Genomic DNA, 25,178 nt, shown 5'->3' on the forward strand with positions numbered 1-25,178 from the left:
CCATGAGCCTGACCCCGACCAACCCGGTGGCCGCCGATGCGCAGGGCACACACATCGTGCGGAGCATGACCATCCGCGCCGAGCCGCATCAGATCCTGGACGCGTGGTGCGATGCCACGGTGCAGCAGCGCTTGCTCGAGGGCGCCGCCGTGTTGGTCGATGGGGACGGCCACGCGTCCGAATGGGAATTGCGCGCGCCGCTGCAGCAGCAACTACGCGTGCAGCTACGTCGCGCCGAGGCACGGTTGGGGGAATCGGTGCGCTACATCGCCGAGGGCGAGCATGGCCTGCAAGTCGACGTCCTGCTGCAGGTGCGGCCCGCACGTGGGCGTGATGCCAGCGAGGTCACCGCCACGCTGCATTACGCGGTGGAGGGCGTGATCGCGCAGCTGTTTACCAAGCTGGTGAACCCAGCGCCCTACGTGCTGCTGGGCAAGACATTGCGGCGGCTGCGCGCATGGCTGGAGGCAGGGGAGATTCCGCCCCTGGCGCACACGCCCGCGGCACGTGGCGACAAACATTCCCAGCCAACAGGAGAACAGCTGTGAGAGCACTGTGCTGGAACGGCGTCAACGACCTGCGTGTGGAAACGGTGCCCGACCCGGTGCTGGTCAATCCACGCGATGTCATCCTGAAAGTGGGCTTGAGCACCACCTGCGGTTCGGATCTGCATTTCATCGACGGCTATCTGCCCACCATGCGCGAGGGCGATGTCATCGGCCATGAGTTCATGGGCACGGTGGTGGAAGTGGGGCCGGCAGTGAAGAACGTGCGGGTGGGGCAACGCGTGGTAGTGCCCTCGTTTATTTCGTGCGGCGGCTGCTGGCATTGCGAGCGCAAGGAATATTCCCTGTGCGACAACACCAACCCGCACTGGGAAATGCAGGAGTCGCTGCTGGGTCACCCCACCGCCGGTATTTACGGCTATACGCACGCCTTCGGCGGCTACGCCGGTTCGCATGCCACCTATATCCGGGTGCCGCATGCCGACGTTGGCTGCTTCGAAGTGCCGGACGAGGTGTCCGATGAGGACGCCTTATTTTTGTCCGATGCCGGGCCGACCGGCTTCATGGGTGCGGACTTCTGCAACATCCAGCCGGGCGATACGGTGGCGGTCTGGGGCTGTGGCGGCGTCGGCCTGATGGCGCAGCAGAGTGCACGCATTCTCGGGGCAGAGCGGGTGATTGCGATCGATCGCCTGCCCGAGCGCCTGGCCATGGCGCGCGATGTGCTGGGTGTGGAGGTCATCGACTATTCGACTGTCGACAGCGTGGTGGATGTGCTGCGCGAAATGACCGGCGGGCGCGGGCCAGACGCCTGCATCGATGCAGTGGGCATGGAGGCCCATGGCACCGGCATGGGGCATGCCTATGACCGCGTGAAGCAGGCGCTGCATCTGCATACCGACCGCGGCCAGGCGTTGCGCGAGGCGATCCTGGCCTGCCGCAAGGGCGGCATCCTGTCCGTGCTGGGCGTGTATGGGCTGATGGATAAATTCCCGCTCGGCGCGGTCATGAACAAGGGGCTGACCATGCGCACCGCGCAACAGCATGGGCAGTTGTATGTGCCCAGATTGCTGGACCTGGCCCGCGCAGGCCGGCTCAAATCGAGCTTCCTGATGACCCACAAGATGCCGCTGGAAGAGGCCGCACGCGGCTATGAGATGTTCAAGCACAAGCACGAAGGCTGCGTGCGCGCGGCGTTTGTTCCGTAAGTTGGTCAGTGATTGATGGCATTCCGTTGCCCCGCTGCAACTGCAGGCGGGGCACTCGTGTTTACTGCGCAGTTGCCTCGGCATCCACCACGCCCGGGATCGGCGTCGCTTCCGGGAAGTGGCGGTGCAGGGCATCCACGCCATGCTGCGGTTTCGCCAGCTCGGTGAGGTCCTTGCGATCGGCGCGGCGCTCGGCTGTGGAAATGGTCACCGCCTTGTCGCGCTGCTCGATCAAGGGCTGCTGGATCTCGCCATCGCGACTGAATGACCACGCCAGCATCGGTTCGCCCAGCGGCAGCGTGTCGCCTGGCGCGGTGCCCTTGCGCGAATGCCAGGTGTGCCAGGTCTTGCCGTAGCTGTTCATCTTGCTGCGCATCAGTTCCTTTTCGGCAACCAGCGGCAGATTGGGTGCGGAGAGCTGGCCGGACAGGATCTCGCCGTTGTGCGGATGCCAGAACGCGCGTTCCTGCGCGGGCAGTTGCGCAAACAGGCTTTCGGAAATGATGTACTCGATGCCGGTGAGATTGGCCTCGGCCGTATTGCCATCGTAGAGCGCGCACTGCGCCAGATCCTGGTTGACCTGCTGGCAGTAGTGATGCGCTTCCATCTGTTGCTCCGGCGCATCCTTCATTGGATGAAAGCCAACCAGGTAGATATCGAGTTTGCCCACCGGTCCATTGGATTGCAGGACCTTGGCGCCGGCTTCGAGGACATTGGTCTTGGTGGTTTCTTCCGCGCCCGGCGGTGTAACCGGTGGTGGAATGCGCGAGCACGCGGCGCAAAACGCCAGCGGCAGCAACAAGAGGGACGGTCGCATGCGGTCTCCTTCGATACAGGGGTTGCCAAGGCTAAGGATGCGAGGGGTTCGCTGCGCGTGAGTGCGCACCGGTGCACACGCGCAGCTTCACCTCGCTTGAGCATCGAGTTAATGCGTTAGACGCGATGCTCTTGATCCACGCCAGCGGCCGCTCGCCCATGCCCACCACTCAACGTACGATTGCGACCTACAACGTCAATGGCATCGCCAGCCGCCTGCCGCACCTGCTGCAATGGCTGCAACGCGAGCAGCCGGATATCGTGGGGCTGCAGGAATTGAAATCCACGCAGGAGGCATTTCCGGAACAGGCGATCCGCGATGCGGGCTACGGGGTGATCTGGCAGGGCCAGCGGTCCTGGAACGGCGTGGCACTGCTGGCACGTGGCGCGGAGCCGGTAGAGATCCGGCGCGGCCTGCCGTGGGATCCGGCGGACACGCAGAGCCGCTATCTGGAGGCCGCCATCCACGGGGTGATCGTGGGTTGCCTGTACCTACCGAATGGCAACCCGCAACCCGGGCCGAAGTTCGACTACAAATTGAAGTGGTTCCAGCGCCTGCTCCGGCATGCGGCCACGCTGGTGGCGCTGCCACATCCGGTTGCGTTGATCGGCGACTTCAATGTGGTGCCCACCGATGCGCACATCTATGACCCCAAGGGCTGGCGCAAGGACGCATTGCTGCAGCCGGAGAGCCGCGCCGCGTACGCGCAGTTGCTGGCGCAGGGCTGGACCGACAGCCTGCAGGCCATCCACGGCGATGCACCGGTCTACACGTTCTGGGATTACTTTCGTCAGCACTTCGCGCGTGACCGCGGGCTGCGCATCGATCATCTCTTGCTCAACCGCACGTTGGCGGCGGGGCTACGCGATGCGGGGGTGGGCAAGTGGGTGCGTGCGCTGGAGAAGGCCAGCGATCATGCGCCGACCTGGATCACGGTGGATGTGCCAGATACCGATGCAGTGCCAGCAGCTGCGGCCGGGCCTGCACGCAAGCGCACCAAGGTGAAGGAGGCTGCGGCAAATGCGGGCGAGAAGAAGCCGTCTGCGACGAAGAAGGCCGTAAAGAACGCAGCGAAGACCACTGCGGTCGCCAAGACAGCTGCAAGGAAGTCTGCCACCAAGAAACCAGTAGCCAAAAAGGCATCGGCAAACACCGCATCAGCCGCAGCTGCAGCCAAGAAGGCAACGCCCGCCACGACACGCAAGGCTAGCAAACGTCCCAAGGCTTAAGCGCGATCACCTAGTCGCTTCAACTTGATCCGCTGCAACACATAGCCGGTGATGCCGGTCGCCAGGATCAGTGCATTGCTCACGATGAACACCGCATTGCCCACCAGCGCGCTGTAGAGAATAAACAGCAGCGAGGCGGTGATCTGCCCGATGAAGAGCCAGCGCGATACGCCCTGGTTCTGGTCCGATCGCCATTGTTTGTAGATCTGGCGGATGAGGGTGGCAATGAGGACAGCGCTGGCGAGCCAGCCGACGAGATCGACAAATTGCATGCGCGAAGCGAGTGAGGGGACGCGGCAACTGTGCCGGCGTGGATGTGGGCGGGGCGTTCGAGCAGGGTCAAGCACACGTGGCGTTGCGCGGCGCCCCATGGCCACGCGGTACCCGGCATGCGAGCGGCCGGGTATCCTAGCCAGGTCATCCATCGATCGGCCTTTCCTGCTCATGATCAGCTACGCCGAGGCCCTTGCGATTGTGCAGCAGCAGGTGGCACCGCTTGCGGGCGAATGGGTGAGCAGTACAGAGGCCGAAGGCCGCATCCTGGCGCAGCACGTGTCGAGCCCGGATGCGTTGCCGCCATTCGACAACAGCGCGATGGACGGCGTGGCGCTGGCCACTGCCGGCAACGGTGCGCGCGCCGGCAGCGACTATGTGATTGCCGGGACAGTCGCTGCCGGCGAAGTGCCTGCGACCGCTGACGGTGCTGCGTGGGAAATCATGACCGGTGCCGCGTTGCCGGCGGGCGCCGATGCCGTGGTGCCGATCGAGCAACTCGAGATCCTGGCACAACATGCCGATCGCCCCAGCCTGATCCGCCTGCGTGCCGACGTGCGTGCGGGGCAGCACATCCGGCGCCGCGGCGAGGACGTGGCGGTCCACGACCGCGTGATCGAAGCCGGCACGCTGTTGCGTGGCGCGCATGCGATGGTGCTGGCCGCGCTGGGCTGCGCGCGCGTGCCAGTGATGCGCCAGCCGTGCGTGGCGCTGATCGCCACCGGACGCGAGCTGGTGGCCGACCCGGAGCAGCGCTTGTTGCCCGGGCAGATTCGCGATGGCACCAGCCACTATCTGCTCAGCCAGTTGCGTGCGGCCGGTGCGCGGGTGGTGTGGCAGGCCCAGGTGGGCGACGACCCGGTGGCCTTCGATGCGGCGCTGGCACAGGCGCGCCAGGCGGGCGCGGATGTGATCCTGAGCACCGGCGCGGTGTCGCGTGGGCGCTACGACTTTGTTCCCGATGCGCTGGCCCGCCACAACGCACAATGTCTGTTCCACAAGGTCGCGGTGCGGCCGGGCAAGCCGGTGCTGCTGGCACGCCTGCCGGATGGCGTGCTGTATGTGGGGCTGCCCGGTAACCCAATGGCGAGCGCGGCAGGACTACGCTTTTTTGTCGAGCCCGCATTGCGAGGCTTGCTTGGCATGCCGCACGAACACGGCCTGCCAGTTTCCTTGCACGCACCGCTGCCGGCGCGGCCGGTATGGCGCCAGCATCTGCGTGCGCAGCTGACCTGTTCGGCCACGGGCATGCTCAGCGTGCAGGTGTTGCCGCAGCAGGAATCCTTTCGCGTGGCGCCGTTGCTGCAGGCCAATGTCTGGGCAGTGGTGGAGCCGCAGCCGGACGGCGCTGCACCCAGCACGGTGGCGCAGGTGTACGGCCTGGGCCATCTGCAACCCGCTGCGCCGGTATTGGTGCCATGAAGGTCTTTGCGCAATCTGCGCAATGGCCTGCAACAGGCACGCCCGCATGACAACCAAACCCGCAGTCATCGCATGGACCGGTGTGGTGCTGGCGGGCGGGCGTTCCTCGCGCATGGGCCAGGACAAGGCGCTGTTGCCGTGGCATGGCCGCCCCTTGCTTGCGCAGATGCAGGCGTTGCTGCTGCAAGCCGGCGCGCAGCAGGTGCTGGTCAGCGGCAACTACCCGCAGTTTGCCGGCATTGCCGATGCCCGGGCCGACCTCGGGCCGCTGGGCGGCCTGGCCAGCGTGATCGACCGCGTTGCCGATGGCACCACCTTGCTGGTGGTGCCGGTCGACATGCCGTTGCTGTCTGGTGCACTGCTGGCACGCCTGTTGGCACCGCCGGATGCACGCTGCGCCACCTTCGAAGACGAGATGCTGCCGATGCGCGTGCAGGTGGACGCACAGCTCCGCGCTGTCCTGGCGCAGTTGCTGGAGGCGCCGGCAGCGTCACGTTCGCTGCGCGCCTTGCAGCAATCACTGCAGTGCCATCGCGTGGCCGTCACCGCCACAGAACGTGCCGCGTTCGTCAATTGCAATACGCCCGCGCAGTGGACTCAGCTCATCCATGAAAATCCAGATTGAAGGTCAGCACCTGCGGTTCCGTATCGACGAGGCCGAACTGGCCGCGTTGCTGGATGGGCGCAGCATCGACAACCTGAGCCGGCTGCCAAGCGGGCAGGGCGCGCGATTGGTGCGCCATAGCGTCAGCCTCACCGGCGGGCACGCCAGCTGCAATTGCGCCACCGACCACTGGCAGCTGTCGCTCCCGCGCGATGCGCTGGAAGAGCATGCGCGGCGCTTGCCCAGCCGCGATGGGCTGACCTTCACCTTCGATGCGGGCGCCGGGCATGCCGAACACATGACCTTGCAGGTGACCTTCGATGTGGACGTGCGCGACAGTGCGCGCAAGCGCTTGCCCAAGAGCTGACGCGGTAACACCGCTGCCGCGGACTCAGTCGCCGCTTGGCGGCTCCGCAGCCACGCCCGGCACCTGATCGCAGGCCAGCCCCTGCACGCGCAGCGCATCGGCGATGCGCTGCGCGTGTGCCGCCTCGAACCCCGCACCGCCGCGCAGCGCGACCACATGCAGGCCGTCGCCGGCCAGCTGGAGCAACAGGGCTTGCTGCTCGGCTACGTCGGCTGGCAATACGCGGCGTGATGCATCGCGCCGTGCCAGTTCCACCACCGCCTCCGGCACGTCGTGCGCCACCAGCAATACATCGGCCAGGTTCATCGCGCGCAGTGCCTTGAGCGTGAGCAGGCCGGGATCGCCCGGGCCGGTGCCGACCAATTGCACGCTGCCACGCGCGGGAACCGCGTCGGCATCCTCCAGCGCCTGGCGAAAGGCCGCATCGGCGGCGGCGGTGTCGCCGCCTTGCAGGAGCAGCGGCACCGGCCCGTCGATCACGCGATCGAACCAGCGGCGGCGGCGATTCATGTCAGGGAACTGGCTGCGAATGCGCTCGCGGTAGTGCGCGAACAAGCCGGCGAAGGTGCCGACGGAGGCATCGAGCTCACGTTCCAGCCGCTCACGCAGCCGTCGCGCCAGCATCGGTGCCGCGCCTGCGGAGGAGATCGCAATCACCAACGGGTCGCGGTCGACGATGGCCGGCACTTGATACGTGGACAGCTCCGCATCGTCGACCACGTTGACCAGCCGCTGGCGTGCACCCGCGGCGGCGGCCACTTGCTGGTTCAACGCAGTGTCGTCGGTGGCGGCCACCACCAGCCACACGTCATCGATCCACGCGGCGTCGAAACTGCCGCGCAGCTGTTCAAAACGCCCGGCCTGCATCAACACCTCCAGTTCCGGCGACAGCGCGTGCGCGTACAGCCGGATATGGGCGCCGGCCTTGAGCAGGGCCAGTACCTTGCGGGTGGCGACCTCGCCACCGCCGATCACCAGCACTGCGCGTGCCTGCAGGTTTGCGAACAACGGGAACAACGGCATCAGGCTGGCTCCGGGAAAAGATGGCTCGCACCGGCAGCATGTTGCATGGCACCATCGGGCCACGTCCACGCCTCGCCGCCGCCAATGCGTGTTTTGCTGGTCAACGATACCGAAAAGCCCATTGGCGAACTGCGCCAGGCCTTGTCGCGCGCCGGGTATACGGTGCTCGACGATGTGGCATCGGTCAGCGCCTTGCTGCACGCAGTGCAGAGCCAGCAGCCGGATGTGGTGGTGATCGATGTGGATTCGCCCTCGCGCGACACGCTGGAACAGTTGTCGATGCTGCATGCGCATGCACCGCGGCCGGTGGTGATGTTTTCCGGCGATGGCGACGATGCGTTGATCCATGCCGCCGTCGGCGCGGGTGTTACCGCCTACGTGGTGGATGGGCTGGCGCCGGCGCGGCTGGCGCCGATCGTGCAGGTGGCGCTGGCCCGGTTCGCGCACGAAAACAGCATGCGCAAACGTCTGGACGAAGTGCAGCAGGCCTTGCAGGACCGCAAGCAGATCGACCGCGCCAAGGGCTTGCTGATGGAAAAACGCGGACTGAGCGAAGCCGATGCGTACGCCGCGCTGCGCCAGCAGGCGATGAAGCAGGGCGTCAAGCTGGCGGAGGTGGCGCGCCGCATCGTCGCCATGGCCGATCTGTTGGGATGACTACATGAGCCAAGCCGAACTTCCCGTGCTGCGCGTGGCCTATATGCCGCTGATCGACTGCGCGCCGCTGGTGGCGGCCAGCCGGCTGGGGTTGGACCACGCGTACGGCCTGCAGCTGCAGTTGCACCGGCAGGCGTCGTGGGCCGGCGTGCGCGACCGCCTGCTGGCCGGCGAAGTGGACGCTGCCCACACGCTGGCCAGCCTGGTGTATGCGATCGACCTGGGCGTTGGTGGCCCGCAATGCCCGATGGCATTGTTGATGACGCTCAACCACAACGGCCAGGCGATCACCCTGGCGCCGGCGCTGGCACAGGGCGTGGCGGCGGGGCAACCGTTGCCGCAGGTGTTGGCTGAAGCGGGCCGCCGGGTGGTGTTCGCGCAGACCTTTCCCACCGGCACGCACGCGCTGTGGCTGTACTACTGGTTGGCTGCCTGCGGCGTGGACCCGATGCGCGATGTGGATGTAGTGAGCATCCCGCCACCGCAGATGCCCGAGGCGCTGGCCAGCGGGTTGGTGGACGGCTACTGCTCCGGCGAGCCGTGGGCCGCCGTGGCCGAAGCGCAGGGCAGCGGGCAGCGGGTGATCCGCAGCGGCGAGCTCTGGCCCGAGCATCCAGAAAAAGTGCTGGCGTGCCGGCGCGAGTTCGCCGCGCTGCAGCCGGAACTGAGCGAACGCCTGACCGCCTGCGTGCTGGAAGCGTGCCGCTGGCTGGATGCGGCGCCCGCCAATCGTGCGCAGTGCGCACAGTGGCTGGCCGATCCTGACTACATCGGCGTGCCGGCCGCACATCTGGCCGCATGCCTGGATGCCGACGCGGCCACGGTGTCGGTGGACCCCAGTGCGCTGGCCTTCCATCGCGGTGGCGCGGTGAACATGCCGTGGCTGTCGGATGGCGAGTGGTTCCTGGAACAATTCCAGCGTTGGGGCTGGCACACGCTGCAAGCGGCCGACCTCGCGCGCCTGCACGACATCCATCGTTTGGACAACTACCGCCGCGCGGCACAGCGTGCCGGCGTCACCGCGCCCGACGCGGACAGGCGCATCAACCGCCTGTTCGATACGCCGGCCGCCTGAGCGCGCAGCGGGGCCGCGACGCACACAGTTGGTGCATCGCCGCACGAAAGCCGGGCATTGGCTCCGCAGTGGCTCGTGGTCCCGCTGGCATGGCGTGTACTGCGAGGCCGCTGAAATACCTACTTTTCAAGTACTTGCACGCGGTGATTGCGAAGTGAAAAAGTTGGCACGGTGATTGCGTAGCACCACGTGTGGGTGCAACGGCGCACTCGCCACAACACGAACACGATGCAGCGGGTCAACGGCGATCCGCGCGCATCCAGGACAACGGCGTCCTTCCGGTTTACCGGAGGGGCGCCGTTTTTTTTTGGCCATCGCATTCGGAGATGCCTCTATGCAGCGTTCGTTCTGGCGATCTGGGCACACGCCCACCTTGTTCGCATCCTTCCTGTATTTCGACCTGAGTTTCATGGTGTGGTATCTGCTCGGTCCGCTGCAGGTGCCGATCGCGCAAGCGCTGGGATTGGACACGCAGCAGCGCGCCTTGATGGTGGCGGTGCCCATCCTGTGCGGCGCGGTGTTGCGCCTGGTGTTGGGCATGCTGGCCGACCGTATCGGCGCCAAGCGCGCCGGCGTGGTGGCGCAGTTGGCGGTGATCGCCTCGTTGTTTGGTGCCTGGCAACTCGGCGTGCACAGCATGGGCCAGGTGCTGCTGCTGGGCGTGCTGCTCGGCATTGCCGGCGCCTCGTTTGCAGTGGCGCTGCCGCTGGCATCGCGCTGGTACCCGCCGGAACACCAGGGCACGGCGATGGGCATTGCCGGTGCCGGCAACTCCGGCACGGTGCTGGCGGCCTTGTTCGCGCCGATGCTGGCGCTGGCATTCGGCTACCAGAACGTGTTCGGGCTGGCGTGCATTCCACTGGTGCTGACGCTGCTCGTGTTTGTGTTGATTGCCCGCGAAGCGCCCATACCGGTTGCGCGCAAGCGCTGGGCCGATTACGGCCGCGTGCTGGTTGGCAATCGCGACGCATGGCGCTTCATGTTTTTTTACTCAGTGACCTTTGGCGGCTTCTCCGGATTTGCTAGCGCGTTGCCGGGTTACTTCCACGACCAGTTCGGTTTCGATGCGCGCACCGCGGGCTGGGCCACGGCCGCCTGCGTGTTGGCCGGCTCGGTGATGCGCCCGCTCGGCGGTGTCATCGCCGACCGCGTTGGCGGCACGCGCGCCTTGCTGGCGGTGTACTTGCTGGTCGCCACCTTGGTCGGCATCGCCGGCTTTGGCGCAGGTGGGGCCACGATCACCTTGGGGCTGTTCGTGCTCACGCTGCTGTGCCTGGGCGCCGGCAATGGAGCGGTGTTCCAGCTGGTGCCGCAGCGCTTCGGCCAGGACATCGGGGTGATGACCGGCCTGATCGGCATGGCCGGCGGCGTTGGCGGCTTTGCATTGGCCGCGGGGCTGGGCGTGCTCAAGCAGCACACCGGCAGCTATGCGATCGGCATGTGGTTGTTCGCGGCGTTCGCCCTGGGTGGCTGGGCGCTGCTGGCCGGCGTCAAGACCCAATGGCGCAGTGAATGGTCCACCGCCGGCGCGGCGCGCGTCTGACATGTCGACAGGAATCCAGGCAATGAAGCAACCCAGACTCGTCGTCATCGGCAACGGCATGGCCGGCATCCGCACCGTGGAGGAACTGCTCAAGCTGATGCCGGGCATGTACCACATCACCGTGTTCGGGGCCGAGCCGCATCCCAACTACAACCGCATCCTGCTCTCGCCGGTGCTGGCCGGCGAACAGGAGTTCGACGACATCGTGCTCAACCCGCTGCAGTGGTACCGCGACAACGGCATCCACCTGCACTTGAACAAGGAAGTCACCCGCATCGACCGCGTGCGTCGCCGCGTGATCGCCGCCGATGGCACCGAGGCGGAATACGACCGCCTGCTGATCGCCACCGGCTCGGTGCCGTTCGTGCTGCCGATTCCCGGCAACGACCTGAAAGGGGTCATCGGCTACCGCGATATCCAGGACACGCGCACCATGATCGACACCGCGCGCACCCGCCAACACGCGGTGGTGATCGGTGGCGGCCTGCTGGGCCTGGAAGCGGCCAATGGGCTGAAAGTGCGCGGCATGGAGGTCACCGTGGTGCATCTGGCCGGTTGGTTGCTGGAACGCCAGCTCGACCCGGTGGCCGGCAACCTGCTGCAGCAGGCCTTGCGCGCGCGCGGTCTGGAGTTCCGCTTGAACACCGCCACCAGCGCGCTGCTCGGCAACGCGCAGGGCGAGGTGATCGGGGTGCGGTTTGCCGATGGCAGCGAGATCCCGGCCGACCTGGTGGTGATGGCCGCCGGCATCCGCCCGAACACGCGGCTGGCCGAAGAAGCCGGCATCCATTGTTCGCGTGGCATCGTGGTCAACGACAGCCTGCAAAGCTTCGACCCGCGCGTGTATGCGGTGGGCGAGTGCGCCAACCATCGCGGCATTGCGTACGGACTGGTGGCGCCGTTGTTCGAGCAGGCCAAGGTGTGCGCGAACCATCTGGCGCAGTTCGGCATCGGCATCTATCGCGGCTCGGTGGCGTCGACCAAGCTCAAGGTCACCGGCATCGACCTGTTTTCTGCGGGCGATTTCATGGGCGGCGATGGCTGCGAGGAGATCGTGCTGTCGGATCCGGCCGGCGGCGTCTACAAGAAACTGGTGATCCGCGACGACGTGCTGGTGGGGGCATGCCTGTATGGCGACACCAGCGATGGTGGCTGGTACTTCAAGTTGCTCAAGGACGGCACGCCGATCCAGGCGCAGCGCGACCAGTTGATCTTCGGTGAAAGCGCACTGGGCGATTCGGGCACCGGCGGCCAGGACCGCGCCAGCGCCATGTCCGACAGCGACGAAGTCTGCGGTTGCAATGGCGTGTGCAAGGGCACCATCGTCAAGGCGATCAGCGAGCAGGGCCTGTTCACCGTGGACGAGGTGAAGAAGCACACCAAGGCGGCGAGTTCGTGTGGCTCGTGCACCGGGCTGGTGGAGCAGATCCTGATGAACTGCCTGGGCTCCAACTTCCAGGAAACCCCGAAAACCAAGGCCGTTTGCGCCTGCACCGACCTGAGCCATGGCGAGGTGCGGCGCGCCATTCGCGAACACAAATTGCTGACCCACGCGCAGGCCTATGCCTTCATGGAATGGCGCACGCCCAACGGCTGTGCCACCTGCCGGCCGGCGATCAACTACTACATGTTGTCGACCTGGCCGCATGAAGCCATCGACGACCCGCAGTCGCGTTTCATCAACGAACGTGCGCACGCCAACATCCAGAAAGACGGCACGTTCTCGGTGATTCCGCAGATGAAGGGCGGGGTGACCAATGCCAGCGAACTGCGCAGGATCGCCGATGTCGCCGACAAATACGCGGTGCCGATGGTCAAGGTGACCGGCGGCCAGCGCATCGATCTGCTCGGAGTCAAGAAGGAAGACCTGGTGGATGTATGGCGCGACCTGGGCATGCAGTCCGGGCATGCGTACGGCAAGTCGATCCGCACCGTGAAGACCTGCGTGGGCAGCGAGTTCTGCCGCTTCGGCACGCAGAACAGCACGCAGATGGGCATCGATCTGGAAACCATGCTCGCCAACATGTGGAGCCCGCACAAGGTGAAGCTGGCGGTGTCTGGTTGCCCGCGCAATTGCGCCGAATCCGGCATCAAGGACGTGGGCATCATCGCGGTGGATTCGGGCTGGGAACTGCATGTTGGCGGTAACGGCGGCATCAAGACCGAGGTGGCGCGTTTTCTGGTCAAGGTGACTACCGCCGAAGAAGTGCGCGAATACACCGGCGCGTTCCTGCAGCTCTACCGCGAACAGGCCTATTACCTGGATCGCACCGTGCACTACATCGCGCGCGTGGGGCTGGACTACATCCGCGCGCAGGTGGTGGACGACGCCGCCAACCGGCGCGCGCTCTACGAGCGCCTGCTGTATTCGCTCGAAGGCCTGGTCGACCCGTGGAAGGCCCGCATCGCCGGCGAACGCCGCCAGGAATACCAACCGCTGCGCATTGCCGCGCCAGCCGCCACGGTGAAGGAATGAGCATGGCCGAGAACGCCTGGGTGCGTGTGTGTGCGCTGCAGGAGTTGCCCGAACTGGGTGCGCGCGTGCTCGACGTGGAGGGCCTGCCGCCGATTGCGATCTTCCGCACCGCCAGCGATCAGGTATTTGCCTTGCGCGACCGCTGCCCGCACAAGGGCGGGCCGTTGTCGCAAGGCATCGTCGCCGGAGAGACGGTGACGTGCCCGCTGCATGGTTGGGCGATTGCCTTGCAGAGCGGCCAGGCCTGCGCACCGGATGTGGGTTGCGCACCGCGCTATCCGGTGAAGGTGGAGGCCGGTGCGGTGTGGATCGTGCTGCAGCCGGTACTGCAGGCCGACGCCGTTGCCGAGCCGGCCGCATGAGCGATGGCCTGCTGACGGCGCTTGGCGGTGAGGCGCAGCCGCTTGCGTCCTCGCCGATGCATCGCACCACGCGCTCCACCTGCTGCTACTGCGGGGTTGGCTGCGGCGTGTTGATCCACAGCACGCACGATGACGCCGGCGAGCGCATCGTCGGCATCGAAGGCGACCCGCTGCATCCGGCCAATCACGGGCGCCTGTGCAGCAAAGGACTGGCCTTGCCGCAGACCGCGGCCAGCCAACAGGGCCGCGTGCTAGCGCCGGAGCTGCGCCGCCACCGCGACGCACCGCGCACGGCGGTGAGCTGGGACCAGGCCTTGAATCACGTCACCGGCAAGCTGGCTGCAATCATCGACCAGCACGGCCCGGATGCGGTGGCGTTCTATGTCTCCGGGCAGTTGCTCACCGAGGACTATTACGTTTTCAACAAGCTCGCCAAGGGGCTGTTGGGCACCAACAACATCGACACCAACTCGCGGCTGTGCATGTCCAGCGCGGTCACCGGCTACAAGCTCGCCCTCGGTGCCGATGGCCCGCCCACCTGCTATGAGGATCTGGAGCTGGCGCAGACGGTGCTGTTTGCCGGCAGCAACATGGCCTACGCGCATCCGGTGCTGTTCCGCCGGCTGGAAGATGCGCGCGCGCGTAACCCCGAGATTCGCTGGATCGTGATCGATCCCCGTCGTACCGACACCGCGGCCATGGCCGACCTGCACCTGGCCATCGAACCCGGCACTGACGTCGCATTGTTCAACGGCATGCTGCATCACCTGATCTGGGAGGGTCTGGTGGATGCGCGTTTCGTGGCGGCGCAGACCGAAGACTTCGATGCCCTCAAGCACATGCTGCGCGAATACACGCCGCGCATGAGCGCCGAGATCTGCGGAATCTCGCACGAGGACCTGGTGCAGGCGGCCGAGTGGTTCGGGCGCAGCCCGGCCGCGTTGTCGCTGTATTGCATGGGCTTGAACCAGTCGGCGCATGGCACCGACAAGAACCTGGCGCTGATCAACCTGCACCTGGCCACCGGCCAGATCGGCAAGCCGGGCGCGGGGCCGTTTTCGTTGACCGGCCAGCCCAATGCGATGGGCGGGCGCGAAGTGGGCGGCATGGCAACGATGCTGGCCGCGCACCGCGAGATCGGCAATGCGCAGGAGCGCGCGGAAGTGGAGCGCGCGTGGGGCGTGCCGGCCGGGCGCATCAGCGCCACGCCGGGCGCACCGGCGGTGCAATTGTTCGAGCGCCTGCGCGCGGGCACGCTCAAGGCGGTGTGGATCGTGTGCACCAACCCCGTGCATTCGATGCCCGATATCGATGGCGTGCGCGCGGCGCTGGAACAGGCCGAACTGGTGATCGTGCAGGACGCGTTTTCCGGCACCGACACCGTTCCTTATGCCGATGTGTTGCTGCCGGCCGCCAGCTGGGGCGAGAAGGACGGCACTGTCACCAACTCCGAGCGCTGCATCACCCGCGTGCGCAAGGCAGTGGAACCGCCCGGCCAGGCGCGTGCGGACTGGTGGATTGCGCGCGAGGTGGCACGCCGACTGGAGGTGCGCCTGGCCCCGCAGGAAGGCGCTGGCCTGTTCGCATTCGACACGCCGGCGGAGATCTTCGATGAGCACCGCGCGTTGACGGTAGGGCGCGACCTGGATATCGGCGGCCTGGACCACGCCGCACTGGATGCACGCGGGCCGCAGCAGTGGCCATTCCCGGCGGGTGCCACGCAAGGCCAAGCGCGGCGTTACACCGATGGCGTGTTTGCAACCCCCAACGGACGTGCGCGCTTCCATGCCACGCCGTACCGCAAGGTTGCCGAGCCCACCTCGGCACGCTTTCCGATGCGCTTGCTGACCGGCCGCTTGCGCGATCAGTGGCATGGCATGTCGCGCAGTGGTCGCGCGCCCGGTGCGTTTGCGCATAGCCCCGAACCGGCATTGCGCATGCATCCGGACGATGCCGTGCGCCGTGGCCTGCAAGCCGGCGAACTGGTGCGTGTGGCCAGCAAGCGCGGCGCGCTGGTGCTGCCGTTGGAACTGTCCGACGAGCTGCGCTCGGGCACGGTGTTTGCAGCCATGCACTGGAGCGCGCAGACGCTGGCCAGCGGCGGCATCAACGAAGTCAGCACGCCGGCCGTGGACACACGCTCGCAGCAGCCCGAGCTCAAGCACGCGGCCGTGCGCGTGGAAAAGGCCGCGTTCGGTTGGCATCTGCTGGCGGCACGCCGCGGCGATGCGCTGGCCCTGCAGCAAGCCTTGCAGCCGTTGCTGCGCGATTGCGGCTATGCCGGCCTGCGCCTGCATGCCGAGCCGGGCGGCGATGCCGGCGGGCAGTGGGCAGTGTTGCATGCGGCCTGCGAGCGTGCTCCGTCAGCGGAGTGGATCGATCGGTTGGTGGCCGCGTTGCAGTTACCGGCCGGTGCCGACGTGCTCGAATACCGCGACCTGCGCCGCGGGCTGATGCGCCGTGTGGGCTGGCGGCTGCAGGACGGGCACAGCCATATCGATGGCGTGCTGCTCACTGCGGCGCAACCTAGCGCGGCCAATCAGTCGCTGCTTGACACGGCGTTGCGCGGGCAGCCGTGGCGCGGCGCGCGCCTGGCCGTGTTTGCGCAGACCCAGGGTGCGCCGGCCGATCCGATTGTGTGCACCTGCATGCACGTGTCCAGCGCCGCGATTCATGCCGCCATCGACGACGGCGCCGACCTGGCGCAGCTCAAGCAACGGCTGGGCTGCGGCACGGTGTGTGGCTCCTGCGTTCCACAACTCACCCGGCTGTGCCGGCCGTCCCAGCGTGCCTGAGCGCGCGTTCCCTTTCTGCCTTGCGAGACCGCTGCCATGATCAACTCGTCCTCCCGCTGCCGTGATGTGGTGTTGCTCTCCGCCGGCCCCGGCGACCTGGAACTGCTCACCATCAAGGCGGTGAAGGCGCTGGCCACTGCGCAGGTGCTGCTGCTCGACGATCTGGCCAACCCGCAGATCGTGGAACTGGCACCGCAGGCGCGCGTGATCCGGGTGGGCAAGCGCGGTGGCTGCCGCTCCACGCCGCAGGACTTCATCTGCCGGCTGATGCGCCGCTACGCGCTGCAAGGCGTGCAGGTGGTGCGCGTCAAGGGCGGCGATGCCTTGTTGTTCGGGCGTGCGGGCGAAGAGATCGCCTTTCTGCGCGCCGCCGGGGTGGGCGTGCAGGTGATCAACGGGGTCAGCGCGGCGTTCGCGGCCGCGGCGGCGCTGGAGGTCTCGCTGACCCATCGTGCGCATTGCCACGGCATCACCTTCGTCACCGCGCATACGCACGACCACGGCGGGCCGAACTGGGGCGCGCTGGCGGCCAGCGGCACCACGCTGGGCATCTACATGGGGCTGCGCCGGGCCGACGCAGTGGCCAGTGCCTTGCTGGCGCATCTGCCGGCCACGACACCGGCGGCCATCGTGCAGGCGGCCACGCGCGCCGAGCAGCAGCGCCGGCTCACCACGCTGGGCGAGCTGGGCCGCACTGCTGCCACGCTGCCGCCGGACCTGCCCACGCTGTTGCTGGTGGGTGGGGCAATGGCCGAAGCCAATGCCGCGTGCGATGACTCGCTTGGCCTGCTGCTGCAGCAGGCCGTGGGTTGAGGCAGTGCGCCGTGTTGGGCTGTTACACCGCAGCTAGCGGCGCGACAGCAACCGCCGTGCGTGGCGCAACGCGGGGCGTTCGTAACACAGGTGGTAGGCCACGCCGAGCGTAATCGCCGCGGCTGCACTGAGCAGCAGGTTCACTTGCCAGGTCGCGGCGGGCCCAAGCCGCCGCGTGGCACGCGCCACCACCGACATCAGCGGCATGTGCACCAGATAGATCGCATAGGACGCATTGCCGAGCAGGACCAACGCCGGCCCAACCTGGATCCAGCCGCGCCATTCGGCACGCACCAGCCCCACCAGCGCTGCGGCAATCGCCAGCCCGAGCAGCGGCGAATGTGCACGCTGCAGGCCGCCCAGCACGAAGCACAGCAACGCCAGTGGCGCCAGCAGCGCGCACACCAGCAGCGGCCAGCGCGCTGTGCTCAACACTGCGCGTGCGGCCAGCATGCCGAACACAAATTCCAGCGTGATCGGGTGGAGCAGCAGCGCACGCCAGGCCGGATCGATGGGTTGTTCGAACGGGGCGGCCCATGCGCCAGCGCCGCGCGTGTCGGCGGGCTGCAGTGCGGCGGCGTGCAGGAATGCGTTGTAGAGCAGGGTGAGCGCAGCCCAGGCCAGCGCGCAGCGCAAGGGGTGGCCACTGCGAAAAAACACCCACGCCAGTGCGTAGAACAGCAATTCGTAACTGAGCGTCCAGGCCACGCCGAGTGCTGACTGCCCGCCTACCGGCAGCAGCGTCAGCGTGGTGACCCATGACCAGTCCAGACCACCATCGTCCAGCGCCGGCAGCAGTGTGTAGATCAGCGCCAAAGCGATGCCCACCGGCCAGTACGGCAGATAGATGCGGCTGAGCCGGCTGGTGACGTAGTCATGGCTCCAGCCGGGCAGCGCCGCGCTGGCGTGGTTGACGTAGTAGATGATGAAACCGGACAGCACAAAGAAGAAATCCACGCCCAGATAGCCATGCGCCATGGCTGCGGCCAGCCACGCCGGCACGGGTTCCACCAGGTGCGTAGTGGGCAGCAGCATGTGGCTGCCCACCACCATCAACGCGGCGAGCGCGCGCCCGGCCTGCAGCACGCGGATGGTGGAACGGGCGGGTACCGAGACCATGCGGGTGGCACTGCCACGCGCTCTGCGTGGCGGTGCTGCGGCTCAGCCAGCCGCGCTCATGCGGCCAGCTCCGCCGATGCGAACACGGCGGCCTGCTCGGCACGCAGTTGATCGATCAGGCGGTGCTGCGGCAGCTGGACGTCGTCGTAGGTGAGTACCTGGTCCTTGGTCACCGCATGCCGCAGCACGCAGCCTTCGGCCACGCCCATCGGCAGCAAGCGCGCGCGCGCGGTGACATCGGCGCGCTCGCATTGGCCGTAGCTCATGTAGCCACCCAGGCCATCGATGGTTTCGCCCGCGGCCAGATCGCGCTTGGCAGTGGCGATCACATCCACCAGCGGCGCGCCCAGCGGTTGCAGCACGGCATCGCCCAGCAGCACCACACGCGACACCGACAGCGGCACTTCGAAATGGCACAGGTGATACGGCGTGTAGAAGCTGTACAGCGGGCCTTCGCCGAGTTTGTAGAGGTTGAGGTAATGCCGCTGCTTGGGGTCGTCGTGCGTGGCCAGCACAAACACGCCGGGCGAGGGCAGGGCGCCCACCACGTAATCCACCGCACCGCACACCGCGCGCAGTGCATCGATGTCGTAGCGCTGGGTCAGCTGATCGACGTGGCCGTGGTGTTCATAACCGGTCATGCCACGCTGCAGGATCGACATGCCGGTGCCATTGGCCACGATCGCCTGCTCGAAGCTGATCTTGGTGCCATCGGCAAAGCTGGTGACCATGTGCGGGTCCTGGCCCCACTTGGCCGCAAATCCGGCCTGGGTGGTAGGCGTGCGATACGGGTCCTGCAGGCCCTTGATGTTGCCGCACAGCAGCGGCGTGAGCCCGATCGAGCGCACGAAGCGGTACAGATTCATCTGCACACCGGGCTGATCGCCATCGCAGGCGCTGAAGATCACGCCCGCCGCGTCGGCCTTGCGCTTGAGCAGCGGGCCCACGGTGCCATCGAGCTCGGCATTCATGGTGACCATGTGGCGGCCGTTGGCGATGGCGCCCAGGCTGATCCGCGCGCCGTAGTCGATGGCGCCGGTGGCATCGATCAGGCAATCCAGCGCATCGCAGCCATACAGCAGCGCGGGGTCGTCGGTGACGGCCGGTGTGCCGGCGGCGATCTGCCGCGACAATGCGGCCGCATCGTCCACGCGGATGGCTTGCTGGCCGGCCTGGCGGTAGGCCTCGATCGCCTTATCGACACTGCGGTTGCAGATCACCGCCACGCGCATGCCGGGCACGGCGTGGGCGATCTGGTTGACGATGCCGCGCGCCATGAATCCTGCACCGTAAAGCCCAACACGCAGCGGGCGGCCTTCGGCAGCACGCGCCTGCAATAACCGATCGACGCTCATGCGCGCTCCTGTTGAGTCAGCCCGGTCAGTTGGGTCACGCCATGCACCTGCTCATTGAACTCCGGCCAGGCGGCGTCCTTGTCGGACACCAATGCGGGCGTGCACGGCCAGCGGATGCCAATGCGCGCATCGTCCCAGCGCAGTCCGCGTTCGGCAGCCGGCGTATACATCGCACTGGCGAAATACAGCGCTTCGGTCTGCGCCTGCAGCGTGATGAAGCCATGCGCAAACCCGCGCGGCACATACAGTGCCAGGCGGTTGTCGGCAGTGAGTTCGACCCCGTACCACTGCAGGTAGGTGGGCGAATCCGGGCGCAGGTCGACAATGGCATCCCACAGCGCGCCGCGGATGCAGCGCACGATCTTGACCTCCGGCGCGGGCGGCAGCTGATAGTGCATGCCGCGCAAGGTGCCGGCCTCTGCGTTGAAGGAATTGTTGACCTGCACGAACTGGTCCACCAGCCCGGCCTGCGCCATCTCCTGGGTACAGAACACCCGCGCAAACCATCCACGCGCATCGCCTCGCGGTTCGGGCTCGATGATGAAGGCGCCAGACAACGGCGTGGGGCGAAAGATCATGCCGCCGCCCTCAAGTCGGCCGCGAGTGCGCCGCTGTCCACCAGCTGCTGCAGGATGCGCAGGCGGATGAAATCCGAACTTTGGCGGAAGTCACCATCGGCAAAGCCTGCGCGCAGCAGGTCATCGCGCAATTCGGTAATGGTGGACTGCAGTGTCTGCTGTGGCTGGTGCTGTGGCGCCAGGCGCTGGAACAGCGAAAAATCCACGCGATACGAGCGGTTGTCGGCCGGTGCGGTGGTGGAGATGGACACCGTGGCCGATGGCATCGCCGCGCCCACTGCCTGCGCGAGATCGCGGATCTGCACATTCCACTGCTCGGCGCCGGCGTTGACGGCCAGAAAGCGCCCGCCCGCCAGTGGGGTGCGGCCCAGCGCCCAGTCGATCGCGCGCGCCATGTCGCGTACATGGATCAACGGCCGCCAGGGCGAACCATCCGACAACACTTCCACCGTGCCATTGGCCACCGCGCTGGCAACAAAATCGTTGAGCACCAGGTCCAGCCGCAAGCGTGGCGATGCACCGCAGGCGGTGGCAAACCGCAGGCAGGTGATCACCATGTCGGTCTCCAGCTGGGCCAGGGCGCGCTCGGTGTCGATCTTGGAATGTGCGTAGGCGGTAAGCGGCGCCACTGCGCTGCTTTCCGATCGCGGTGTGCCGTCTGCGGCGGCGCCATACACGCTGCAACTGGAGGCGAACACGAAGTGTTTGACGCCGGCCTGCGCGGCGGCCTGCGCTACCGCGACACTGGCGCGGCAATTGATGGCATCGGTGACCTGCTCGAAGCGCTTGCCCATGGCGTCGTTGGAGATCGCCGCCAGATGCACCACGCCATCGAAGCCACTCAACTGCTGCGCGGTTAGATCACGCACGTCGCCAAACCATTGTTGATCGAGCACCACCTCGGGCAGCTGGCGCGGGTCGGACAGGCAATGCGCAAACCAGCCGCGATCCAGGCCCACCAGCCACGCGTCCGGGTACTGCTGCCGCAGGTGTCGTGCTACCACCGGGCCGATATAGCCCATGTTGCCGGTGATCAAGATGCGCATGTATTTACTCCCAGACGCGCCAGGGCGCCCGATTGGATGACCAGAGGGTTTCGAGATAATTGCGGTCGCGCAGGGTGTCCATCGGCTGCCAGAAGCCCTCGTGCCGGTACACGCTCAGTTCGCCGCGGTCGACCAGGGTTTCCAGCGGGCTGTTCTCCCACACCGTGGCATCACCTTCGATCACGTCGATGACGCGCGGGTCGAGCACGAAGAAACCGCCGTTGATCAGGCCATCGCCATCGAGCGGCTTTTCGCGGAAGCCGGTGACCTGTTCGCCTTCCACGCGCAGCGCCCCGAACCGGCCCGGCGGTTGCACCGCGCTCACCGTCGCCAAACGGCCTTCGCGCCGATGCAGCGCGATGGCGGCGCCAATATCGATGTCGGCCACGCCATCGCCGTAGGTCATGCAAAAGGCGTCATCGCCGTGCAGGTGCTCGCGTACACGGCGTAGGCGGCCGCCGGTCATGGTCTGCGCACCGGTGTCCACCAGCGTCACCCGCCACGGTTCGGCGCGGGTGTTGTGCAAGGTGGTGGTGTTGCTGCCCAGATCGCAGGTCACATCCGATTCGCGCATGTGGTAATTCATGAAGAAATCCTTGATCACCTCACCGCGATATCCCAGGCACACCACGAACTCGTTGATGCCGTGATACGCATAGATTTTCATGATGTGCCAGAGGATCGGCTTGCCGCCGATCTCCACCATGGGCTTGGGGCGAATGGCGGTCTCCTCGGAGATGCGCGTCCCCAGGCCGCCAGCCAGAATCACTGCCTTCATCTGCCTATCCTTCGGGCTGTCGCGCCGGTGGTGCTGGCGCTGTATGGGTGACTGTCAGGCGCTGACGCTGTGGGCGATGGACGGAGACACGGCAGTCTGCTCGGCCATGGTGGCCAGCGTGTCGAGCATCGCCATGCGCTCTGCCATCAATGTGGGCCGCGGCAGGTCCAGGGTCTGCAGGATCTGCGCCCAGCGGTGCGCCCAATCGTGCCGGCGCAGGCTGTGCACGGTGTTGTGCAGGCGCGCGCGTGCCAGCCGCTCCGGCTGCTGTTCGAGCGCGCGCAGGAACCCGCCAATATCGTCCAGGTCTGCCGGCAGTTCGATCACCGCATCGTCCCAGTCAAAGCACTGTGCGAACTCGGGGCAACGCTGCTCGGAGCCAACGATCACCGCACCACCGGCGGCGCCTTCGAAATAGCGGGTGGCCAGGGCTTGCTTCCTGACGCCCTTGAAGAAGCCCTTGTTGTCCACCACGAAGTCGTGGGCCATGAAGAACTTGGCACGCTTGATCAACGCCGCCGACTGCAGGCGGTGGGCAGGCCAGTGCGTTACGGCACCGCCACGCACCACATCGTGCAGGTAGAAGAATTCCGGGTGCGCCTGCGCATGCGCCAACAACTTGTCGTGCACGTCTGGCTTGCGGCGGCCGATGCTCACCACATCGATGCAGCGCTGTTGCGGATGCGGCATCGGCGTGGCCAGCAACACATCGCAGGCGCTGGGCAAAAACGACACCGGCGTGCGCGTGTACGCGCGCAACGGCTCCACGCAACTGGCATTGAGTACAAACACGTGATCGAACCCATCCAGCAGGCGCAACTCGGACCTTTGCGATTCCAGTTGCTCGGGCCAGGTTTCCAGCAAATAGGCCACGCGCGTGCGGCAGCGTTCTTGCCAGTGCCCAATGCGGCTGAGCGTGCTCAACTCTCGAGGAAACTGGCATACGTAGAAAAACAGATCGTAATCGCGCTCAACCTCGCACCGTTGCGCATTGGATGCGGCCGGTTGGCCGCGCAAGCGGCGCAGCGCGGATACGCCGCGGTAGCTGAGCTCGTTGAGCAGATAGGACACACTCGGGTTGACGCCGCGCCCGCTGGCATACGCGGCCGCAGGCGGACACACCACATCGGCATGCTCCAGGCTGCGCACCACATTGAGAAACGCATAGGCTTGCCCATTAAACGCTTCGGGCCATGCCTCATAGTTCGAGGACAGCAGCACTGACCGGGCCGCAGGCATTGCAACTCCTTGACGCCAACGCTTCTCCGGACCGATCCGCAGCGAACGCTACGGCCGGGTGGGGTGGAGCAACGCACGTCGACAAAAGTTAGATAAAAGTTTGTTGGCCCTAGACAACCGTGAATCATTGGCTAACGGAGCCTAAATATAGAAAATCTCCGTAAGCGAACAGTGATACCAGTCGCGACAATGCGTGACGATCTGGTGTGCGTTTACACTTGCGCGGTCTCGAACTGGACGAACGTATGCACGACGTGGATTGCATCGTGGTGGGCGCCGGCGTTGTAGGACTTGCCATTGCACGACAGCTTGCGATGCAGGGAAACGAGGTGTTGATACTCGAAGCCGCATCGGCCATTGGCACCGGCACCAGTGCGCGCAACAGCGAAGTCATACACGCCGGGGTGTATTACCCGCCCGGATCGTTGAAGGCGGAGCTGTGTGTTCGCGGCAACGCATTGCTGTATGCATATTGCCGCCAACGCAATGTGCCGCATCAACGCTGCGGCAAGTTGATCATTGCTTGCGATCAGGCGCAGACCGCGCAGCTGGAGGCGTTGCAGCGCAATGCAACCGACAGCGCCGCACCCGGTGTGGTGCCATTGAGTAGTGCACAGATGCAGGCGCGCGCACCTGCGCTGCGCTGCGTGGCTGCGCTGGAATCCACCACCACCGGCATTATCGATAGCCATGCATTGATGCTGGCCTTGCAGGGCGATGCCGAGCGACATGGCGCCACGCTGGCGTTACGCGCGCCGGTGCAGTCGATCGAACCGCTGGTTGCCGGCTTCCGCATCTGCACGGCGGGCGGCGACGCGATGGGGTTGACGTGCCGCTGGTTGATCAACGCTGCCGGTCACGGTGCGCCGGCGTTGGCCGCATGCACCGAAGGCCTGCCAGCCACTGCGCGCGTGCGCGCGCACTATGCGAAGGGCAGTTACTTCACTTTGGCCGGGCGGTCGCCGTTTCATAAATTGGTGTATCCGTTGCCCGAGCCAGGTGGCCTGGGTGTGCACCTGACGCTCGATCTACAGGGGCGTGCACGCTTCGGCCCCGATGTGGAGTGGGTGGCGCAGCCCGACTATCACTGCGAGCCGGCGCGCGCCGAGCATTTCTATGCGGCAATCCGCCGTTACTGGCCAGCGCTGCCCGATGGCGCACTGCAACCGGGCTACTGCGGTGTGCGCCCGAAGATCAGCGGCCCCGGCGAGCCGGCCGCCGACTTCCGGATCGATGGGCCCGCGCTGCACGGCATGGCCGGGCTGGTGAACCTGTTCGGCATCGAGTCGCCTGGCCTGACCGCTTGCCTGAGCATTGCCGAGCATGTGGCAGCGCTGCTGGGTGATGAGGCGCGGGCCGCCGCCCATGCAGGGGCTTCCAGTCAAGGTGATTCTGCGCAGGGAGGTGCCGCATGTTCCTGATCCAGGTGCTGCTGCCGCTCGCCGACAACAATGGCGTGCGGTTTGAGCAGGCAATGTTCGACGAGGTCCATCACCACCTGGCCATGCGGTTTGGTGGCATCACTGCCTACACCCGGGCACCGGTGCATGGCGCGTGGCAGGAGCAGGGCGCGCAGCTGGTGCACGACGACCTGGTGATCTACGAAGTCATGGCCGATGACCTGGATCGCGGCTGGTGGCGCAGCTACCGCGCGGAGTTGGAGCAGCGCTTCCGCCAGGAACAGCTGATCGTGCGCGCGCAGGAGATCACCCTGCTCTGAGCGGTGCGGATCGGCGCGTGCGTGGTAGCGCTATCCCTTTAGGGTCGGGCCGCGTGAAAGCGGGTGTGCAACTTTTGCACAGCGAGCGCAGCCGTTTTTGCCTGCATTGGTCGTCGCCACACCGAAATGCGTGGGTTTGAGGGTTGGCACGATAGTTGCGGTACCTCCTATAC

General features: G+C 66.3%; 24 protein-coding genes. 15 read left to right on the top strand and 9 right to left on the bottom strand.

The features are described from left to right. Positions 1 to 2 precede the first annotated feature (2 nt). A complete protein-coding gene (locus XCC_RS10360; protein WP_011037158.1) occupies positions 3 to 548 on the top strand; it encodes a hypothetical protein in 546 nt (181 codons plus the stop codon). Beyond that, entirely contained in the window at positions 545 to 1,714 is a 1,170-nt protein-coding gene (locus XCC_RS10365; protein ID WP_011037159.1) for a zinc-dependent alcohol dehydrogenase, read from the top strand. Before XCC_RS10360 ends, XCC_RS10365 begins: the two co-directional genes overlap by 4 nt. Before the next feature lie 61 nt (positions 1,715 to 1,775). Here the strand turns inward: XCC_RS10365 and XCC_RS10370 are convergent, their stop codons facing one another. Next, on the bottom strand, positions 1,776 to 2,546 hold the full coding sequence (locus tag XCC_RS10370) for an OBAP family protein (RefSeq protein ID WP_029628963.1): 771 nt from the start codon (positions 2,544 to 2,546) through the stop codon (positions 1,776 to 1,778). Between the two features lie 143 nt (positions 2,547 to 2,689). On the opposite strand from XCC_RS10370, the gene xth reads away from it, so the two are divergent. After that, positions 2,690 to 3,760: an exodeoxyribonuclease III gene (gene xth / locus XCC_RS10375; protein WP_011037161.1), complete on the top strand. Its 1,071-nt coding sequence runs from the start codon at positions 2,690 to 2,692 to the stop codon at positions 3,758 to 3,760. On the opposite strand, the gene XCC_RS10380 is transcribed toward xth, so the two are convergent. Next, a complete protein-coding gene (locus XCC_RS10380) occupies positions 3,757 to 4,032 on the bottom strand; it encodes a hypothetical protein (protein ID WP_011037162.1) in 276 nt (91 codons plus the stop codon). The genes xth and XCC_RS10380 overlap by 4 nt on opposite strands. A 172-nt stretch (positions 4,033 to 4,204) precedes the next feature. On the opposite strand from XCC_RS10380, the gene XCC_RS10385 reads away from it, so the two are divergent. Genes XCC_RS10385 through XCC_RS10395 form a run of 3 tightly spaced genes read left to right on the top strand, consistent with a single transcriptional unit; the run spans position 4,205 to position 6,426 of the window. After that, a complete protein-coding gene (locus XCC_RS10385; protein ID WP_011037163.1) occupies positions 4,205 to 5,455 on the top strand; it encodes a molybdopterin molybdotransferase MoeA in 1,251 nt (416 codons plus the stop codon). A gap of 46 nt (positions 5,456 to 5,501) precedes the next feature. Then, positions 5,502 to 6,080 (top strand): molybdenum cofactor guanylyltransferase, encoded by a 579-nt coding sequence (locus tag XCC_RS10390; protein ID WP_011037164.1) that lies wholly within the window; start codon positions 5,502 to 5,504, stop codon positions 6,078 to 6,080. Then, entirely contained in the window at positions 6,064 to 6,426 is a 363-nt protein-coding gene (locus XCC_RS10395; RefSeq protein ID WP_011269778.1) for a hypothetical protein, read from the top strand. Before XCC_RS10390 ends, XCC_RS10395 begins: the two co-directional genes overlap by 17 nt. A 24-nt stretch (positions 6,427 to 6,450) precedes the next feature. Here XCC_RS10395 and XCC_RS10400 read toward each other — a convergent pair whose 3' ends face one another. Next, entirely contained in the window at positions 6,451 to 7,449 is a 999-nt protein-coding gene (locus XCC_RS10400) for an NAD(P)-dependent oxidoreductase (RefSeq protein ID WP_011037166.1), read from the bottom strand. A gap of 84 nt (positions 7,450 to 7,533) precedes the next feature. Here XCC_RS10400 and XCC_RS10405 point away from each other — a divergent pair, with 84 nt between their 5' ends. The 7 genes from XCC_RS10405 (at position 7,534) to cobA (ending at position 17,170) form a co-directional block, all read left to right on the top strand. Continuing rightward, a complete protein-coding gene (locus XCC_RS10405; RefSeq protein ID WP_011037167.1) occupies positions 7,534 to 8,106 on the top strand; it encodes an ANTAR domain-containing response regulator in 573 nt (190 codons plus the stop codon). Between the two features lie 4 nt (positions 8,107 to 8,110). Further along, complete coding sequence (locus tag XCC_RS10410; protein WP_011037168.1) at positions 8,111 to 9,181, top strand: CmpA/NrtA family ABC transporter substrate-binding protein; 1,071 nt, start codon at positions 8,111 to 8,113, stop codon at positions 9,179 to 9,181. A 373-nt stretch (positions 9,182 to 9,554) separates the two neighbouring features. Then, complete coding sequence (locus XCC_RS10415) at positions 9,555 to 10,724, top strand: nitrate/nitrite transporter (protein WP_029628961.1); 1,170 nt, start codon at positions 9,555 to 9,557, stop codon at positions 10,722 to 10,724. 58 nt (positions 10,725 to 10,782) lie between these two features. After that, positions 10,783 to 13,200, top strand: coding sequence for a nitrite reductase large subunit NirB (gene nirB / locus XCC_RS10420; RefSeq protein ID WP_029628960.1), 2,418 nt, complete (start codon positions 10,783 to 10,785; stop codon positions 13,198 to 13,200). Continuing rightward, complete coding sequence (gene nirD, locus XCC_RS10425; protein ID WP_019237667.1) at positions 13,197 to 13,562, top strand: nitrite reductase small subunit NirD; 366 nt, start codon at positions 13,197 to 13,199, stop codon at positions 13,560 to 13,562. Before nirB ends, nirD begins: the two co-directional genes overlap by 4 nt. Further along, entirely contained in the window at positions 13,559 to 16,357 is a 2,799-nt protein-coding gene (locus XCC_RS10430; protein WP_019237668.1) for a nitrate reductase, read from the top strand. The genes nirD and XCC_RS10430 overlap by 4 nt, the downstream gene beginning before the upstream one ends. A gap of 66 nt (positions 16,358 to 16,423) precedes the next feature. After that, complete coding sequence (gene cobA / locus XCC_RS10435) at positions 16,424 to 17,170, top strand: uroporphyrinogen-III C-methyltransferase (RefSeq protein ID WP_029628959.1); 747 nt, start codon at positions 16,424 to 16,426, stop codon at positions 17,168 to 17,170. A 33-nt stretch (positions 17,171 to 17,203) separates the two neighbouring features. Here the strand turns inward: cobA and XCC_RS10440 are convergent, their stop codons facing one another. The 6 genes from XCC_RS10440 to XCC_RS10465 are packed head-to-tail and all read right to left on the bottom strand — an operon-like array spanning position 17,204 to position 23,285. Continuing rightward, a complete protein-coding gene (locus tag XCC_RS10440; RefSeq protein WP_011037174.1) occupies positions 17,204 to 18,289 on the bottom strand; it encodes an acyltransferase family protein in 1,086 nt (361 codons plus the stop codon). A 56-nt stretch (positions 18,290 to 18,345) separates the two neighbouring features. Next, positions 18,346 to 19,644, bottom strand: a complete 1,299-nt coding sequence (locus tag XCC_RS10445; RefSeq protein ID WP_011037175.1) for an NAD(P)H-dependent oxidoreductase — start codon at positions 19,642 to 19,644, stop codon at positions 18,346 to 18,348. Next, complete coding sequence (gene rfbC, locus XCC_RS10450; protein ID WP_011037176.1) at positions 19,641 to 20,222, bottom strand: dTDP-4-dehydrorhamnose 3,5-epimerase; 582 nt, start codon at positions 20,220 to 20,222, stop codon at positions 19,641 to 19,643. The genes XCC_RS10445 and rfbC overlap by 4 nt, the downstream gene beginning before the upstream one ends. Next, positions 20,219 to 21,268: an NAD-dependent epimerase/dehydratase family protein gene (locus tag XCC_RS10455; protein ID WP_011037177.1), complete on the bottom strand. Its 1,050-nt coding sequence runs from the start codon at positions 21,266 to 21,268 to the stop codon at positions 20,219 to 20,221. The genes rfbC and XCC_RS10455 overlap by 4 nt, the downstream gene beginning before the upstream one ends. Positions 21,269 to 21,272: 4 nt before the next feature. After that, on the bottom strand, positions 21,273 to 22,046 hold the full coding sequence (gene rfbF, locus XCC_RS10460) for a glucose-1-phosphate cytidylyltransferase (protein ID WP_011037178.1): 774 nt from the start codon (positions 22,044 to 22,046) through the stop codon (positions 21,273 to 21,275). Positions 22,047 to 22,100: 54 nt separating this feature from the next. After that, positions 22,101 to 23,285 carry a glycosyltransferase gene (locus tag XCC_RS10465; protein WP_011037179.1) on the bottom strand — a complete coding sequence of 395 codons (1,185 nt, stop codon included), beginning with the start codon at positions 23,283 to 23,285 and terminating at the stop codon, positions 22,101 to 22,103. A gap of 245 nt (positions 23,286 to 23,530) precedes the next feature. Between XCC_RS10465 and XCC_RS10470 the strand changes: the two genes are divergently transcribed. Together XCC_RS10470 and XCC_RS10475 are read left to right on the top strand one after the other, a co-directional pair. Beyond that, positions 23,531 to 24,706: an NAD(P)/FAD-dependent oxidoreductase gene (locus XCC_RS10470; RefSeq protein ID WP_011037180.1), complete on the top strand. Its 1,176-nt coding sequence runs from the start codon at positions 23,531 to 23,533 to the stop codon at positions 24,704 to 24,706. Further along, positions 24,697 to 25,005: a hypothetical protein gene (locus XCC_RS10475; protein ID WP_011037181.1), complete on the top strand. Its 309-nt coding sequence runs from the start codon at positions 24,697 to 24,699 to the stop codon at positions 25,003 to 25,005. Before XCC_RS10470 ends, XCC_RS10475 begins: the two co-directional genes overlap by 10 nt. Positions 25,006 to 25,178: the final 173 nt, after the last annotated feature.

This window comes from Xanthomonas campestris pv. campestris str. ATCC 33913 (genome assembly GCF_000007145.1).
GTDB classification, from domain to species: Bacteria; Pseudomonadota; Gammaproteobacteria; order Xanthomonadales; family Xanthomonadaceae; genus Xanthomonas; species Xanthomonas campestris.

Coding starts and splice junctions, on each gene's coding strand:
- XCC_RS10390 (WP_011037164.1), top strand. CDS start 5,502: ATGACAACCAAACCCGCAGTCATCGCATGGACCGGTGTGGTGCTGGCG.
- xth (WP_011037161.1), top strand. CDS start 2,690: ATGCCCACCACTCAACGTACGATTGCGACCTACAACGTCAATGGCATC.
- XCC_RS10470 (WP_011037180.1), top strand. CDS start 23,531: ATGCACGACGTGGATTGCATCGTGGTGGGCGCCGGCGTTGTAGGACTT.
- rfbF (WP_011037178.1), bottom strand. CDS start 22,046: ATGAAGGCAGTGATTCTGGCTGGCGGCCTGGGGACGCGCATCTCCGAG.
- XCC_RS10465 (WP_011037179.1), bottom strand. CDS start 23,285: ATGCCTGCGGCCCGGTCAGTGCTGCTGTCCTCGAACTATGAGGCATGG.
- XCC_RS10445 (WP_011037175.1), bottom strand. CDS start 19,644: ATGAGCGTCGATCGGTTATTGCAGGCGCGTGCTGCCGAAGGCCGCCCG.
- XCC_RS10430 (WP_019237668.1), top strand. CDS start 13,559: ATGAGCGATGGCCTGCTGACGGCGCTTGGCGGTGAGGCGCAGCCGCTT.
- XCC_RS10385 (WP_011037163.1), top strand. CDS start 4,205: ATGATCAGCTACGCCGAGGCCCTTGCGATTGTGCAGCAGCAGGTGGCA.
- nirD (WP_019237667.1), top strand. CDS start 13,197: ATGAGCATGGCCGAGAACGCCTGGGTGCGTGTGTGTGCGCTGCAGGAG.
- nirB (WP_029628960.1), top strand. CDS start 10,783: ATGGCCGGCATCCGCACCGTGGAGGAACTGCTCAAGCTGATGCCGGGC.
- XCC_RS10360 (WP_011037158.1), top strand. CDS start 3: ATGAGCCTGACCCCGACCAACCCGGTGGCCGCCGATGCGCAGGGCACA.
- XCC_RS10405 (WP_011037167.1), top strand. CDS start 7,534: ATGCGTGTTTTGCTGGTCAACGATACCGAAAAGCCCATTGGCGAACTG.
- XCC_RS10475 (WP_011037181.1), top strand. CDS start 24,697: ATGTTCCTGATCCAGGTGCTGCTGCCGCTCGCCGACAACAATGGCGTG.
- rfbC (WP_011037176.1), bottom strand. CDS start 20,222: ATGATCTTTCGCCCCACGCCGTTGTCTGGCGCCTTCATCATCGAGCCC.
- XCC_RS10410 (WP_011037168.1), top strand. CDS start 8,111: ATGAGCCAAGCCGAACTTCCCGTGCTGCGCGTGGCCTATATGCCGCTG.
- XCC_RS10395 (WP_011269778.1), top strand. CDS start 6,064: ATGAAAATCCAGATTGAAGGTCAGCACCTGCGGTTCCGTATCGACGAG.
- XCC_RS10400 (WP_011037166.1), bottom strand. CDS start 7,449: ATGCCGTTGTTCCCGTTGTTCGCAAACCTGCAGGCACGCGCAGTGCTG.
- XCC_RS10455 (WP_011037177.1), bottom strand. CDS start 21,268: ATGCGCATCTTGATCACCGGCAACATGGGCTATATCGGCCCGGTGGTA.
- XCC_RS10440 (WP_011037174.1), bottom strand. CDS start 18,289: ATGGTCTCGGTACCCGCCCGTTCCACCATCCGCGTGCTGCAGGCCGGG.
- XCC_RS10380 (WP_011037162.1), bottom strand. CDS start 4,032: ATGCAATTTGTCGATCTCGTCGGCTGGCTCGCCAGCGCTGTCCTCATT.